Genomic DNA, 14634 nt, shown 5'->3' with positions numbered 1-14634 from the left:
TTTTTCCCGCAATTCGAAACTACAGTCTCCTTGATCGAGAAAAGAAGTAAACGTTTTCTGGAAATGCGTCAAGCGGCCCTGTTCGAGCCGCTCGGAGCACGTGCGATGGAGTCGCGCATGATGAGGCTTGTTTCGAATTGCATCGACGTTAGCTTCTGACCTTCCTCAAGATTCGCGATCATGGCGCGTGCGGCATAGCGGCCCATATCGCCTGAGGGAACCGCAAGCGTCGTCAGCGGCTGGTAAAGCAGTGAGGCGAAGGCAACATCCTCGAAACCCGAGACGGACATTTCGTTCGGGACGCTGATTCCGAGCTTGCGGCATTCGGCAAGGACGCCGCAGGCGAGCAGATCCGTCGCGCAGATGACAGCCGTAACTTTCGGATTTTCTTCAAGAATTCTGCGGAATGCCTGGCCGGCGTCATTGATCGTATAACCAGGCTGCACCATCTGGGCCGTCGTCTTCAGCCCGTTGGCCTGCATCATATCCTCATAGGCCTTGCGTCGCGATTGCTGACGGTCGTTGCCCTTGGTCGGCCCTGAAATATGCGCGATATCACGATGCCCGAGCTGCAGCATCAACTGCGCGATCTTTTGCGTGGAGGCGTAATTGTCGATGCCGACAGAAGGAATCGGGTTGCCTTCAAGATAGGAATAGATTTGTATGATCGGAACCTGGTTATTCTTAATAAAAGCAAGTAACTTGTCATCATCAATTCGACCAAATATAAGTAATCCCTCGGCTCCACGATTCAATAAACGAAATACAGCATCGAATATCCGGCTGTTGTCGTAACCTGAAGTCTGAAGAAAGCCCACATAGTCGTTGGCGAAGAGCGTTTCCTGGACGCCATGTGCAATTTCAGAGAAGATCGGATCGTCAAGCCGCGGCAAAAGCGTCCCGATTGTCCTTGTTCGAGCGATTTTGAGGGCTTTTCCGGCGGAATTCGTTGTATATCCGAGCTGCGAAGCCGCCGCCATCACCCGATCGTACATCTCACGGTTCACATTCTCGGGCTTGTTCAGCACCCGCGAAACGGTCGCGATCGATACGTTTGCGACCCTCGCGACATCGTGGATCGTGGCACGCTTCAAATTTTCTGGTATTTTCTTCATGATAGCTCATGGCTCCTTGTGTCTCAGCGCGCTCAACAGGCCAAGGTGGAGCCTGTTTATATTTAAATAAGTTGAATACGTCCACAAAAACTGCATTGACAAAGCACAAGGCTGGTGTTTACGTGAAAACGTTTACTCGATACGACGGAAAAGCCGCCGAGAACGTCCTTCAAAAATTAGGGGAACTGATATGACACAAGGGCCATTTTCCAGTGAACTGTCTCGCCGCGCATTGATGCGCACGCTGGCGGCAGGTGCTGCAGCCTATGCATTGCTCCCGGCAGGTCGCGGCTTTGCCGCTGCGGCGGCTGTCAATATCCTCAACAGCAACGTCGCCTGGTCGAATGCTCTGACGGGCAGCGTCGCCAACGCTTATACGGGCGCGAAAATCACCGGTGAGTCCAATGCCTACGAAGCGCATTACGAAAAGCTGCTGATCGAACTCAGCCAGGGCTCCACCACTTTCGATATCTTCACGACGGACAATCTTTGGATTCGTCAGCCGCTGCGCAACGGCTGGGCGAGTTCGTTCGACGACATTCGCGCGGAGGACAGCTCTTTGCCGGAAATCACCGTCGACAAACTTTCGCCCGCGTCAACCCAATATACGGAATACGAGGGTAAGCGCTGGGGGCTTCCGGTAGCAATGACGACACCTGTCTTTGTCTATCGCAAGGATCTCTTCGAGAAGGCGGGCATCACCAAGGCTCCGGAAACATGGGATGAGTATCGGGACGCGGCACAGAAGCTCCATTCCGACGACGTGGCCGGGAACGTCCTCATGCTGGGCGGCCAGGACGCGCACATGAGCGGTGACTGGGGCAGCCGCCTCATGGGAATGACGAAGATTGCGCCGCATGATGACGGCGTTCTCGACGAAAACAACAAGTTGGTCTTCAACAGCGAAGGTCAGGGCGCCCGTGCGATCGAACGGCTGCGTGAAGTCCTGCCGTTCACGCCGAAGGGCGTCGAAGGTTTTGACTACGCCGAAGGATCCTCCACAATGCAGCAGGGCAAGGCCGCAATGATGGTGACCTGGTCCGATGTTATCGTCGGCATCGAGGATGGCCCCCACAAAGGCAAATTCGGATATACCGTCGCGCCGACGGAAAAATTCCAGCAGTCCATGATCGGCGGCTGGTCGATCCTCATCAACGCGGCGTCCGAAAACAAGGCAGAAGCCTACAAGTTCCTCAAGTGGATGAGTGAAGGCGAAGCCTACAAGCTCTTCCGCGAGGGCGGCGAGTCGTCTCTTTGCCTCCAGTCCGACATCGACAGTGACGAAGTGCTGGCGAAAGTCCCGATGCTCAAGGCGTTCCGCGATTTCAAGACGCGGGGAACATCGCCGGTCAGCATTCCGCCTTACCGGCTCACCAACGCCGTCGAGGTACAGCGCGTGCTTTATGAAAACATCCTCGCCGGAGTAAATGGGCGCAAGACACCGCAAGAAGCCATGGACGATGCCGAGAAGGCACTGGCCTCCGTCATCCGATCCTAACTGCTAACTTTTGTCGGTCACGGCACTTAGCTGCCGTGACCCTCCTGGAAGGAAATCTGTTATGGCCAAAGCTGGGTCCATCGGCGTTTCACCGGCAGCAATCGGCGCGACGAAGGCGGTTCGCGCGGGCGAGAAGAATGTGCAGTGGCTGCTGCTTGCGCCGACCCTCATCATCATGAACGTGGTGGGCTTGTATCCGCTGTTGCACTCCCTCTACATCTCGCTGACGAACTACAATCCGACGTTCGGTACGAGTTACTCCATCATCGGCGTCGGCAACTATGTACGCGCCTTCAGCGATGGCCAGTTTTGGCACTCGGTCGCTCTGACACTCCTGTTCACAGCAGTCAGCGTCTCTATTTCGCTGACGCTGGCGGTCCTGCTATCCCTTCTGTTCAATCAGAACAGGCCTGGTTTTCTGTTCCTGCGGACTTTCCTTCTCATTCCGATGCTGATTACACCGATCGCGGTCGGTATCGTCTGGCGTACGATGATGATGCCTGATCTTGGCATCCTGAACTACCTGTTGTCCTTTATCGGGATTGCGCCGCTCGCATGGGCAGGCTCGCCAAGCGGCGCGCTGGCGTCTGTGATCCTCGTGGACGTTTGGCAGTGGACGCCGTTTATGTTCATCATCATTTTTGCAGGTCTTCGCTCGCTGCCGCGCAGCCCCTTCGAGGCTGCTCAGATCGATGGCGCCGGGCATCTCAGTACCTTCGTCCACGTAACATTGCCGATGCTGAAGCCGGTGATCGTCATCGCTACGCTCCTGCGCATCGTCGATGCATTCCGCACCTACGACACCGTCTATATCATTACGCGTGGCGGTCCTGACTTCGCAACAGACCTGCTCAGCGTTTACCTCCAGCGCGTCAATTTCCGTATCTTCGATCTCGGCTACGGATCGGCTCTGTCGTGGGTCGCGTTGGTGATTGTCCTTCTTATTGTCATCGTCTTCGTCAACGTGACCGGCTTCCTCAAGCTGGTTGCCGACAAAGAAAACCGTTGAGGAGCGCGACGATGTCTAGCGCAAGATTTATCAAGAAGGGCGTCAGCGGCGTCACCGCCTATGTGCTCGCAATCGCCGCAGCATTGTTTTTCGCGTTCCCGATCTACTGGATGGCTTCCTCTTCCTTCAAATCCGAAGTGGACATCTCCGCCTATCCGCCGATCTGGTCGTTCCGTCCGACGTTCGACAATTATCGACAACTCTTCACTGAGCTCAATGCCTGGGACGCCCTGATCAACAGTGCGCTGATCGTCGGCATGTCCACCTGTATCGCAATGGCGGCTGGCACCATGGCCGCTTATGCGCTTGCCAGGTTCGAGATCAAAGGCAAGGAAATCTTGGCATTCGAAATCCTCTCGATCCGCATGCTACCGCCGATCGTTTCGGTCATCCCGATGTTCATCATCGCGCGGCAGATGGGCATTTTCGATACGCCCTGGCTCCTGACGGCTGCTTATGCGCTTTCGGGGCTGCCCTTCGTTGTCTGGGTCATGCGCGTCTTTATCCAGGACATTCCGCAGTCGATCGAAGAAGCCGCGATGATCGACGGATGCAGTCGATTCGAGACTTTCTGGCGGGTAACCCTGCCGCTGCTTCTGCCTGGTCTTGCAGCGACCATGGTCATCGTCTTCATGTTCGCCTGGAACGAATTCCTGCTGGCCAGCATGCTGACCTCGCAAGAGGCCAAGACCCTGCCGGTCATTGCAGCCAATGCGATCAAGCCGAAGGCGATCGCCTGGGGACTGGCCTCGGCGGCAGGCGTCGTCATGTCGCTGCCCGTCGTCGTTCTCGTCCTTCTCATGCAACGTTACCTCGTGCGCGGCCTGACGCTCGGCGCAGTCAAAGGTTAAGGAGCCCAGTCATGGCTATTCATATCGATACCGTCACCAAGCAGTTCGGTGCGCTACGCGTCGTCAACGGCGTTTCCGTCGATATCAAGGATGGAGAATTCTTCTGCATGCTCGGCCCCTCCGGTTGCGGCAAGACGACGACGCTGCGCATGGTCGCAGGCCTTGAACTGCCGACCTCCGGTCGCATCAGCATCAATGGCGCTGACATGACCTATGCCGAGCCGCGCCATCGCGATATCGCTATGGCCTTCCAGGACTACGGTCTCTATCCGAACATGACGGTCTTCAAGAACATCGAGTTCCCCCTGAAAATCCGCAAACTCGATCAGGCGAACCGCCGTCGTAAGGTGGAGGAGACCGCCGAGAAGCTCGGGCTGCATGAATATCTTCAGCGCAAGCCGTCGCAATTGTCGGGTGGCCAGCGTCAGCGCGTGTCGCTCGCCCGAGCTCTTGTGCGCAATCCGAAGGTCTTCCTGATGGACGAACCACTTTCCAACCTCGACGCCAAATTGCGCGCCGTCATGCGCACGGAAATCAAGAAGCTCGTCACCAATCTCGGAATTACCACGATTTACGTCACCCATGACCAGATCGAAGCGATGGCAATGGCCGACCGCATCGCCGTCATGAGCAAGGGCAACATGGTGCAGGTCGCGTCTCCGCTCGAGGTCTATGATCGTCCGAAAACCAGGTTCGTTGCCGAATTCATCGGCTCTCCTCCGATGAACCTCTTCCCGGCGCGGCTGCACTCTGGATCGGCGGTAACCTGTGTGATCCCCGGGTTTGCGCATTCCCTGTCGGAGCAGGAGCGATCCTTCGCCGCCAAGAGCGTGGACGCAAAGGGCGGTCTCCTTCTCGGCATCCGTCCGGAACATCTGGTGGTCACCGCCGCCGGCACGGCGGGTTCGACCGACGCGCTGGTGGAGCTAGTGGAACCGCTTGGTCAGACGACCAATATCTATGTAAGCGTCGGCGACGTCAGGTTCGTGATCGTCACCGATCGCACACAGGTCCGGGCCGGCGATACGATCGGCGTCGCGGCACCCTCCGAACTGCTGCGTGTCGTTGCCAATGACGATGTGGTAGTCCGCCAGTAATCGAACCCTCCCGAGCAAAGGAAAGACGATGACGAATGTCCGCGAGTATGGGAACTGGATCGACGGATCCTGGGTCAAGACCTCCGCTACCGTCGAGAGGACCTCTCCCGCCAATGGCGAGCTTCTCGCCCGCTTCGCCAACAGCGGCGAGAAGGAAGTCGATCTCGCGGTGAAGGCGGCGAGAAAGGCCTTCGACGACCGTTCGATCTGGTCGGCGCTACCAGGGTCGGAGCGCGCCAAGGCCATCGGCCGGTGGATCGAGCTGCTAGTGCGCGACACGGACAAGCTGGCGAAGATGGAAGCCGAGGAGGTCGGCAAGCCGATCCGCTTCGGCAAGGGCGAAACGGAATGGTCGATCGAGCTTGCCCGTTATGCCGCCGCGCTCGCTTGGCAGATCCCGAGCGACCTCGTCAACAACGCCGGCGATGCCAATCTGGGCCTGGTAGTGCGAGAGCCGCGTGGCGTCATCGCCATGATCACGCCTTGGAACTTCCCGCTTGTGACTCTGTTTCAGAAACTGCCCTACGCGCTTGCGGCAGGATGCACGGCGGTGATCAAACCGTCGGAGCTGACGTCGAGCACCACGCTCGAGATTGCCGCGCTCGCCAGGGAAGCGGGGATTCCGAATGGCGTCATCAACGTCGTGACTGGATCCGGCAAAGCCGTCGGCGAGGCGCTGACGGGCCATCGCGGCGTCGATATGATCTCTTTCACCGGATCGACCGCGGTCGGGAAGCGTATTGCAGCCCGCGCGGCCGAGCAGATGAAGCGCGTCGGTCTGGAACTCGGCGGCAAGGCGGCAAACGTCGTCTTTGCCGACGCCGATATTGATGCCGCTCTCGATGGCGTGCTGTTCGGCTATATCCTTAACCAGGGCGAAGAATGCGTGCAGGGTACCCGCCTGCTGATTGAGGAATCGGTTGCCGAGGAATTTGTCGCAAAGCTCGTCGAACGGTCGAAGAAGATCCGTATCGGACTGCCTGAAGACCCCGACGCGGACCTCGGCGCACTGATTCACGAACAGCACATGGAAAAAGTGCTCGGCTATATCCAGTCGGGACTGGAGGAAGGCGCAAGACTCGAAGTTGGGGGCAAGCGCCTCACTGACAGCACGTTCGGCAAGGGCTTCTATGTCGCTCCGACGATCTTTTCGAATGTCACTCCTAACATGAAGATCTTCCGCGAGGAAATTTTCGGGCCCGTTCTCGCCGTGACCACGTTCAAAACAGTCGCCGAAGCTGTCGAACTTGCGAACGACACCAATTACGGTCTCGGCAATGGTGTCTGGACCAAGGATATCGACAAGGCGATCCAGGTCTCGCGCGAACTCAAGAGCGGCACCGTCTCGGTCAATACCTTCCTTGAAACCAGTGTGCAGATGCCGTTCGGCGGCTACAAGGAAAGCGGTATCGGACGAGAGAACGGCATGGACGGCCTTCTGGAGTTCACTGAGGTGAAGTCGATCTTCATCAAGCTCGGCAAACGACCGCACGCGCTGCCGCACACGGTGAACTAACAGCCGGCGGGCCCAGCCGCTTTGAAGCGTTGCACCTCCCAGGCGGCTGTAGCTGGTGACGGACGGTCCCCGTCACCAGCTTTTTGTGATCAGGCATTGGAGATATTTCATGGAAGAAAGTTCGCTTGTCCCAACCTCGGCCGAGACCCGAAGCGAGTATGACTCGCTCGGTTCTGTCGAAGTGCCCGCGGCCGCCTATTTCGGAGCGCAAACGGCCCGCGCGATGAGCAACTTCCAAATCTCCGGAATTCCGATCGGACACTACCCGCTGTTCATCAAGGCGCTCGCCTTGGTCAAGAGGGCCGCTGCCGTCGCAAACTTCGAGCTTGGCGATCTGCCGGAAGGCAAGTGTAATGCAATCGCACTTGCCTGCGACGACATCGCGGCGGGGCTTCTATCGGATCAGTTTACCCTCGATGTCTTTCAAGGTGGCGCGGGAACGTCCACAAACATGAACATGAACGAAGTCGTCGCCAACAGGGCACTCGAGCATCTCGGCTTGCCCCGCGGCCGCTTTGATGTGGTTCACCCCAATAATGACGTAAATCTCTCCCAGTCGACCAACGACGTCTATCCGACAGCTATCAGGCTTGCCCTTCTCCTGAGCTACAAGCAGCTCTCATCGTCAATCTCGGCTCTTGCCGACGCTTTCGAGGTCAAGGCGCATCAGTTCAGCGAGGTGGTGAAGCTCGGCCGCACCCAACTGCAAGACGCTGTGCCGATGACCCTCGGCCAGGAATTCATGGCCTTTGCTGTGACGCTACGCGAGGATATCCAGAGGCTCGAAGAAGCTGCTGCCCTCCTTCAAGAGGTCAATCTCGGCGGCACGGCAATCGGTACTGGGATAACAGCTGATCCCCGCTACGCCGCGCTTGCGATCGCCGAGCTCGCCAGGATCGCCGGTGTATCACTTCGCCCTGCAAGCGACTTCGTCGAGGCCTGCTGGGACACCGGCGCCTTCGTTCTATTCTCTGGGACCTTGAAGAGAACTGCTGTCAAGGTCTCGAAAATCTCAAACGATCTTCGGCTGCTCTCCAGTGGCCCGCGCGGCGGTTTGGGGGAAATCAGCCTCCCCCCAATGCAGCCAGGCTCATCGATTATGCCCGGAAAGGTTAACCCGGTCATTCCGGAGGTCGTCAATCAGGTGGCCTTTCAAGTGATAGGCGCCGATCTTGTCATCACCTTGGCCGCCGAGGCCGGCCAGTTGCAGTTAAACGCGTTCGAGCCCGTCATCGTCTTCAACCTCTTGCAATCGATGACACTGATGACGAATGCTCTGCTAACGCTTGACGAGAAATGCGTGCGCGGAATCGTTGCCAATGAGGAACGGTGCCGTCAGAATCTTGAGGCAGGAACCGCGCTCGCGACGGCTTTGACGTCGCTGATCGGTTATGAGCGTTCGGCGGCGATTGCCAAGGAAATCTTGGCGACGGGTCGGACCATGCGGGAAGTTCTGGAAGCCGACCATACACTTTCGCCAGAACTGATTGACCAGATACTGGACCCGAGGGCACTGACACGCCCCTCAAGGCTGCGGCTTAAGCCGAAGGCAACGTAAAACGAAGTGAGGCTGATATTGCGCAAAGCAATTGAAAGGCGACCCACAGCAATCATCTTCGATTTCGACGGCGTCATCCTAGATTCGGCACGTGTGAAAACCATGGCTTTCGCCTCGTGCTACGACGGCGAGGACCAGCGCAAGATCAAGGAGGTCATCGACTACCAGGAACGGCACGGCGGTATTGGCCGCCGGCAGAAGTTCGAATATTTCGAAGAACATGTCTTCGGCAGGACAGTTGATCCGAAGAGGATCGACGCGCTCTGCGACCATTTCGCCTCGATTATCGACAAGGCGATGATCGAGGCGCCCTTTGTCAGGGGCGCAGAAGAGCTTCTCGCGAGGCTAGATGGCCGCGTTCCTCTCCACCTTGTTTCGGGCATGCCCGATGCCGATCTCAAGCTGGTGCTGCAGCGGCGCGGGCTCGAGCGATATTTCGCATCGGTCGCCGGGTCACCGAAGACCAAAATCGACGAATTCCGCAGGATCCTTGAAATCGAAGGTGTCCCACCCGCAAAGATGCTTGCCGTCGGCGACTCGCGAACCGAGTTCGACGCGGCTATCGAACTCGGCATTCCGTTTCTGGCACTCGTCGCTCCCGGTGCGCCTGACTTCTTTCCACCGGGGACCGTGCGCTGCCGCGATCTGACGGAGTTCGACAAACTCGTCCCGATGGCGTAACGGACGGCCATTATTCGGCAGCTCAATTTAATAGCGGCCGGGCCATTCAACCTGCTCGCCCCGAGCGAGAGGGCTATCGGCGCTCGACCCAGACGAGGTTCTTTCATTATTGGATCCTCGCGGACCTATGAGTTTCACTCATAGAGACAGGATTTCGCGGGGCTTGATACGGCCTTTAACTTGGGCGACCAAAGAAGAAAAGGGAACTGTGGAGTCGGCTTGTGGCGCAAAAGACTGTCGAAGAATTAAACTATGATTTTGTCGTCGTAGGAGGCGGTTCGGCGGGATCCGTGCTTGCCAGCCGACTGAGCGAAAGAGGAGACCAGGTCCTGTTGCTCGAGGCCGGTGGATCCGGTCGTGAATTTATCTACGATCTGCCCTTTCTGGCCGCCAAGCTCTTTGCCTTCAAGCGCAACAATTGGGCGTTTAACTGCCTGCCTCAGGAGAATATGCAGGGGCGCACACAATATTTTCCACGCGGGAAAATGCTCGGCGGGTCCTTCATTTTCAACGGTGCTCAGTATATTCGCGGAAATCCGCATGATTTCGATACGTGGCGCCAGCTTGGCAATACCGGCTGGTCGTTCGAGGATGTGCTGCCCTATTTCCGCAAGTCGGAGAAATATTTTGGAGGAGACAATGCCTTCCACAGCACCCGTGGCGTCTTGCCGGTCAGCAAGCCGCCTGTCGTCAATGAGCTTACCATGGTCTATCTGCAGGCCTGCGAACAGGCCGGCTATTCGCTCAACACCGACTTCAACGGCGCCACGCAAGACGGTTTCGGCATCTACGATTTCAACATCGAAAACGGTCGGCGCGCGACGACGGCCAGAACCTTCCTGCGGCCCGCCATGCAGCGTTCGAACCTGACGGTGGAGGTCAATGCCATAGTCCGCAGGCTCGTGCTCAAGGACAAAAAGGCGGTCGGGGTCGAGTTCGAACAGCACGGCAAAGTCAAGATTGCAAGAGCGCGTCGCGAAATCGTCCTTTCCGCCGGCTCCATCAACACGCCAAAGATCCTGATGTTGTCCGGCATTGGCGATCCGGCCGAAATCGAACGCCACGGCATCCAGGTGGAACATTGTCTGCCGGGTGTCGGCGGCAATCTCCAGGACCATGTCAATGTCTCCGTGGCCCACAGCTCGACGAAGCCGGTCTCGATGGCAAAGTCGCTGCGCGTGCACAAGCTGACCCTCGAAATGATGAAGAGTATCGTGCTCAAGCGCGGTCAGGTTTCGCGTAGCCCGCTTGAGGCCGGTGGCTTCTTCAGTACGCAGCCGGGCGCGGCGGCACCCGAATGCCAGGCCGTGTTCATCCCTTACTATCCGGGCCAGGGCCTGAAGATCTGGATGCCGTGGGCCAACGAGCTTGAAGGCCATTCGTACGTCGTCCACGTCTGGCCGAACAGGCCGGAAAGCCGCGGCAAACTTTGGCTGAAATCGGCCAATCCGAAGGACGCGCCGATCTTCGATCCTCATTTCCTCTCTTCGGAATACGATATGGCCGTCACCCGGGAGGCCATCCGGATCACGCGTCGCATTTTCGCGCAATCGGCATTCGATGCCTACCGGGGACCCGAACTGGCACCCGGAGCCGATATCCGCTCAGACGCTGAACTCGACCATTACATCAGAAGTACGTCGGGCATTGGCCATCATACCTGCGGGACTGCCAAGATGGGTCAGGACGACCTCGCTGTCGTGGACGAGAAGCTGCGGGTCCACGGCATCGGCGGGCTGCGTATTGCCGATGCATCCATCATGCCGACAATGGTGAGCGGCAACACGAATGCCGGCACGATCATGATCGCCGAGAAGGCGGCCGATATGATGTTGGCGGCCTGACCGGTCGGCCAAAACGCACGGCCGGATGCCGAAGAAACAACCTTGCGGATGCCCACGAAATCGCCGCGCTGCGCCGGCGCGGCCAGAATTGAGCTGAGCGCAGTTCAGCCATGACAAAAACTCATGAAGGAATGAGCTTGTCAGACTTGAGGCAAGCAAAGTCGCGGCATAGCCTTTAGACACATGACATTCAGTCATGCTCTTGCCGGAGAAGTGGAGGGCGCTTCGGAGAGAAGCGTTCCGCGAATTGCCCGGCGAGGAACCAGGATGATCTTTCGTCCAAGAGAAGGGGAACCAGATGAAAAAGAAGTTAATGACGGCATTATTCGCAGCCTCGACCGCATGGAGCGTTTTGCCGGCGAAGGCCGCCGAGCCGACGGGCACGGTCTACCTGCTATTGCCGAACGTGACCACCAACAGGTTTGACAAATTCGACGTTCCCAATGTGACGGCTGCCATGAAGACCTATGCGCCGGGCATAGAGGTAAAGGTTCTGAATGCGAATGACGACATGCAGCAGCAGGTTTCCCAGGCGGAATCGGCGATTGCAAGTGGCGCGCTCGGCATCATTCTCGTCTCGGTCGATCCGCCCCGGTCGGCAAGCATCCTCGCCAAGGCAGACAATGATGGAATTCCGGTTGTCACCTACGCACATGACCCGGGTCCCGGTCCGGTGGCCTACCACGTCTCGGTTCCATTCGCCGATATCGGCGACGCGCAAGGCAAGTGGCTGAGCGAGCACCTTCCCGAACATCGTCCTGTCCGCCTTGCCTACATGCTCGGCGACCCCAAATTTGCGTTTTACACAGAGCAGATGAAGGGCTTCGACAAATACATGAAGCCGCTCATCGACAATGGGACGGTTCAGGTCGTCTGCCAGGCCGACGCGCTTCTCTACCTCGCCTCCAATGCCCAGAAAAACATGGAGCAGTGCCTGACAAAGACCGACAACGGCGTCGACGGCGTGGTCGTGATGAATGACGACACGGGCGGTGGCGTGATTGCGGCGCTCAGCGGCCAGGACCTCGTCGGCAAGGTGAGGGTATTCGGCGGCTATGACGCGACGCTCGAGGGCATCCAGCGCGTTCTGCTCGGCTGGCAGGCGGCAGATATGTCGCCTCCCTACAAGGGCATGGCGGACGCTGCCGTGCAACTGCTGGTTTCGAAGATCAAGAACGCGGATGCGCCCAAGGGCCTGATCAACGGCGCGTGGCCGAACAAGTTTACCGATGGTGGTGTTCCGGCGCGCCTGGAACCCAACATCTTCATCACCGCAGACAATGTCCAGAACTCCGTGATCGACAGCGGTCTCTACACGAGGGACGAAATCTGCAGCGGCATCGGCAAGGATGCGGAATTCTGCAAGAAATAAACCGCCGAAAATAAGGAGCTGGCCGATCTCGGCCGGCTCTAACTACAAAAAGGGGTCCTATCATGGAACGAAATGAACCACCCATTCTCGATGTTCGAAACATCTCAATTCGTTTTGGCGGTGTTGCTGCACTGACCAATGTCTCCATGACCGTCTGGCCGGGCGAAGTGGTGGCATTGGTGGGCGACAACGGCGCTGGTAAGTCGACGCTGGTAAAAACCATCTCTGGGATCCAGTCGCCCGACGAAGGCGAGATCCGCGTTTCGGGCCAGACACTCGCCATGAAGGGTCCCCACGAAGCCAATGCTGCCGGCATTCAGACCGTCTATCAAGACCTGGCGCTGTGCGATAATCTCGACACCGTCCAAAACCTCTTCCTCGGGCGAGAACTCTATCATCCCTGGTACAAGGGACGGCGCCTGAACCGGGCGAAGATGGAGGCGCGCGCCAAGGAGGTTCTGGCAAGCCTCGACGTCAAGATCCGCGACACCAACGTGCCATCGGTCTCGCTATCGGGCGGGCAAAGACAGTCGGTGGCGATCTGCCGCTCAATCCTGACCGATCCGCGCGTCGTCTTGCTTGACGAGCCGACCGCTGCCCTCGGTGTGGCCCAGCGCAAACAGGTGCTGAACCTCATCGAGCGCCTACGTAGCCAGGGCAGGGCGGTCATCGTCATTTCGCACGATCTCGGCGATGTGCAGCAGGTTGCCGATCGCGTCGTCGTCCTCAGGCTCGGACATAAGGTCGCGGAAGTATCACGCGGCGCCTATACGCGGGAGGAACTGGTCAGCGCGATCACCGGCATGATGAGCAACGAAGAAATGTCGGCTATGTCGCGCAAGCCTTCGGAGGGCGACCTCCATGCCTAATCATACTGCCACCGCCGCACCGGCGAAAATACCCTCGCAGAGTTCAAACCCAATGAAGACATCGACCTCCATCGCTGCCTTGGCGACCCGCTACCGCATGATCCCCGTGCTCATCGCGCTGGCGCTGATCTGGGGATATTTCGCGTGGGCCAATCCGCTCTTCCTCAGCCCGCGAAACCTCTCAAACCTGTCGCTGCAGATTGTCGTCACCGGCATCGTGGCGCTTGGCCTGATGTTCGTGCTGGTCATTGGAGAGATCGACCTGTCCGTTGCCGCGACGGGCGCGGTTTCAGCCGCGGTGACGGCGGGACTTGCCGTCAATAGCGGTTATGACACCACGGCCGCCGTCCTGATCGGGCTGTTTATCGGTGGGGCGATCGGCGCCGTCCAGGGAACGGTCGTCACCTTCTTCAGGGCGCCGGCCTTCATCGTTACGCTTGGAACCTCGCTCGTCTTGCAGGGCATCCTTCTCGACATGCTGCCCGCCGGTTCCAACCTCATTTCGCTTGTCGGCCAGCCTCTCGGTAAGATCGCCAACATTTATTTGCCTGCGTCGCTGAGCGCCATCCTGCTTGCCACCGTCGTGATCATACTGGCGATTCTTTCCTGGCAGTCCTACGCCGCCAAGCGGCAGAACAGCCTGCCGGCATCCTTCGCGTCAGCCATCGCAGCCCCCGTCCTGTCCACCGCCGCTGTCGGGATCATCGTTCTTGCGGTGTTCAACAGCTATCGTGGGGTGCCGCTGCTTGTGGCCTTTCTGCTCTGCCTTCTCAGCCTGTTCGCCTATATCACGACCCAGACACGCTTCGGCCTGCATCTCTACGCCATCGGCGCCAATGCCGAAGCTGCACGGCGCGCGGGCATTTCCGTTAAGTCGATGCGCATCGCCGCTTTCACGCTGACAGGCCTCTTTGCGGCGCTTGGCGGTATCATCGCATCGGGCCGAGTTCTTGGCGTCTCACCTGACTCGGCGAACACGACGCTGCTTCTCGAAGCTATCGCCGCAGCCGTTATCGGCGGCGTCAGTCTGTTTGGCGGCCGCGGCTCGGTCTGGGCAGCCCTGACCGGTGCGCTGGTCATGGGATCGGTCTCCAACGGCATGCTTCTCGTGAATGCATCGACACAGACCAGGCTCGAGGTCCAAGGCGCTATCCTAACGCTCGCGGTCATTCTCGACGCCTTCCTGTCGCGCAAGGCCAATGTCTCGCGATGAGGCCACAACCC

General features: G+C 58.4%; 12 protein-coding genes and 1 pseudogene. 12 read left to right on the top strand and 1 reads right to left on the bottom strand.

All coding sequences use genetic code 11. The annotated features are described in order from the left end of the window. Window positions 1-68: 68 nt before the first annotated feature. Entirely contained in the window at window positions 69-1115 is a 1047-nt protein-coding gene (locus GGD57_RS06445; RefSeq protein ID WP_184467970.1) for a LacI family DNA-binding transcriptional regulator, read from the bottom strand. A 190-nt stretch (window positions 1116-1305) separates the two neighbouring features. Between GGD57_RS06445 and GGD57_RS06440 the strand changes: the two genes are divergently transcribed. The 12 genes and pseudogenes from GGD57_RS06440 (at window position 1306) to GGD57_RS06390 (ending at window position 14623) form a co-directional block, all read left to right on the top strand. After that, window positions 1306-2613: an ABC transporter substrate-binding protein gene (locus tag GGD57_RS06440; RefSeq protein WP_184467968.1), complete on the top strand. Its 1308-nt coding sequence runs from the start codon at window positions 1306-1308 to the stop codon at window positions 2611-2613. A gap of 61 nt (window positions 2614-2674) precedes the next feature. Beyond that, window positions 2675-3622: a carbohydrate ABC transporter permease gene (locus GGD57_RS06435; protein WP_184467966.1), complete on the top strand. Its 948-nt coding sequence runs from the start codon at window positions 2675-2677 to the stop codon at window positions 3620-3622. Window positions 3623-3633: 11 nt separating this feature from the next. Next, window positions 3634-4473 (top strand): carbohydrate ABC transporter permease, encoded by an 840-nt coding sequence (locus tag GGD57_RS06430; RefSeq protein ID WP_184467964.1) that lies wholly within the window; start codon window positions 3634-3636, stop codon window positions 4471-4473. Window positions 4474-4484: 11 nt separating this feature from the next. After that, complete coding sequence (locus GGD57_RS06425; RefSeq protein ID WP_184467962.1) at window positions 4485-5570, top strand: ABC transporter ATP-binding protein; 1086 nt, start codon at window positions 4485-4487, stop codon at window positions 5568-5570. 28 nt (window positions 5571-5598) lie between these two features. Beyond that, window positions 5599-7086, top strand: coding sequence for an aldehyde dehydrogenase family protein (locus GGD57_RS06420; RefSeq protein ID WP_184467960.1), 1488 nt, complete (start codon window positions 5599-5601; stop codon window positions 7084-7086). 109 nt (window positions 7087-7195) lie between these two features. After that, on the top strand, window positions 7196-8644 hold the full coding sequence (locus GGD57_RS06415; protein ID WP_184467957.1) for an aspartate ammonia-lyase: 1449 nt from the start codon (window positions 7196-7198) through the stop codon (window positions 8642-8644). A gap of 6 nt (window positions 8645-8650) precedes the next feature. Beyond that, window positions 8651-9325 carry an HAD family hydrolase gene (locus GGD57_RS06410; RefSeq protein WP_348645954.1) on the top strand — a complete coding sequence of 225 codons (675 nt, stop codon included), beginning with the start codon at window positions 8651-8653 and terminating at the stop codon, window positions 9323-9325. A gap of 221 nt (window positions 9326-9546) precedes the next feature. Continuing rightward, a pseudogene (locus tag GGD57_RS29495) lies at window positions 9547-10386 on the top strand (GMC family oxidoreductase); the annotation flags it as partial. Window positions 10387-10485: 99 nt separating this feature from the next. Continuing rightward, a complete protein-coding gene (locus tag GGD57_RS29075; protein ID WP_246713559.1) occupies window positions 10486-11169 on the top strand; it encodes a GMC family oxidoreductase in 684 nt (227 codons plus the stop codon). 298 nt (window positions 11170-11467) lie between these two features. After that, window positions 11468-12541, top strand: coding sequence for a substrate-binding domain-containing protein (locus GGD57_RS06400; protein WP_184467952.1), 1074 nt, complete (start codon window positions 11468-11470; stop codon window positions 12539-12541). Window positions 12542-12603: 62 nt separating this feature from the next. Then, window positions 12604-13410 (top strand): ATP-binding cassette domain-containing protein, encoded by an 807-nt coding sequence (locus GGD57_RS06395; protein WP_184467950.1) that lies wholly within the window; start codon window positions 12604-12606, stop codon window positions 13408-13410. Window positions 13411-13462: 52 nt separating this feature from the next. After that, window positions 13463-14623 carry a sugar ABC transporter permease gene (locus GGD57_RS06390; RefSeq protein ID WP_184467948.1) on the top strand — a complete coding sequence of 387 codons (1161 nt, stop codon included), beginning with the start codon at window positions 13463-13465 and terminating at the stop codon, window positions 14621-14623. Window positions 14624-14634: the final 11 nt, after the last annotated feature.

Origin of the sequence: Rhizobium esperanzae, from assembly GCF_014197615.1 — a bacterium.
Classification (GTDB): domain Bacteria; phylum Pseudomonadota; class Alphaproteobacteria; order Rhizobiales; family Rhizobiaceae; genus Rhizobium; species Rhizobium esperanzae_A.
This window is presented reverse-complemented; position numbering and strand designations above follow the sequence as displayed.

Excerpts from the sequence above, each read along its gene's own strand:
- GGD57_RS06445 (WP_184467970.1), bottom strand. The coding sequence starts at position 1,115 with ATGAAGAAAATACCAGAAAATTTGAAGCGTGCCACGATCCACGATGTC.
- GGD57_RS06440 (WP_184467968.1), top strand. The coding sequence starts at position 1,306 with ATGACACAAGGGCCATTTTCCAGTGAACTGTCTCGCCGCGCATTGATG.
- GGD57_RS06435 (WP_184467966.1), top strand. The coding sequence starts at position 2,675 with ATGGCCAAAGCTGGGTCCATCGGCGTTTCACCGGCAGCAATCGGCGCG.
- GGD57_RS06430 (WP_184467964.1), top strand. The coding sequence starts at position 3,634 with ATGTCTAGCGCAAGATTTATCAAGAAGGGCGTCAGCGGCGTCACCGCC.
- GGD57_RS06425 (WP_184467962.1), top strand. The coding sequence starts at position 4,485 with ATGGCTATTCATATCGATACCGTCACCAAGCAGTTCGGTGCGCTACGC.
- GGD57_RS06420 (WP_184467960.1), top strand. The coding sequence starts at position 5,599 with ATGACGAATGTCCGCGAGTATGGGAACTGGATCGACGGATCCTGGGTC.
- GGD57_RS06415 (WP_184467957.1), top strand. The coding sequence starts at position 7,196 with ATGGAAGAAAGTTCGCTTGTCCCAACCTCGGCCGAGACCCGAAGCGAG.
- GGD57_RS29075 (WP_246713559.1), top strand. The coding sequence starts at position 10,486 with ATGGCAAAGTCGCTGCGCGTGCACAAGCTGACCCTCGAAATGATGAAG.
- GGD57_RS06400 (WP_184467952.1), top strand. The coding sequence starts at position 11,468 with ATGAAAAAGAAGTTAATGACGGCATTATTCGCAGCCTCGACCGCATGG.
- GGD57_RS06395 (WP_184467950.1), top strand. The coding sequence starts at position 12,604 with ATGGAACGAAATGAACCACCCATTCTCGATGTTCGAAACATCTCAATT.
- GGD57_RS06390 (WP_184467948.1), top strand. The coding sequence starts at position 13,463 with ATGAAGACATCGACCTCCATCGCTGCCTTGGCGACCCGCTACCGCATG.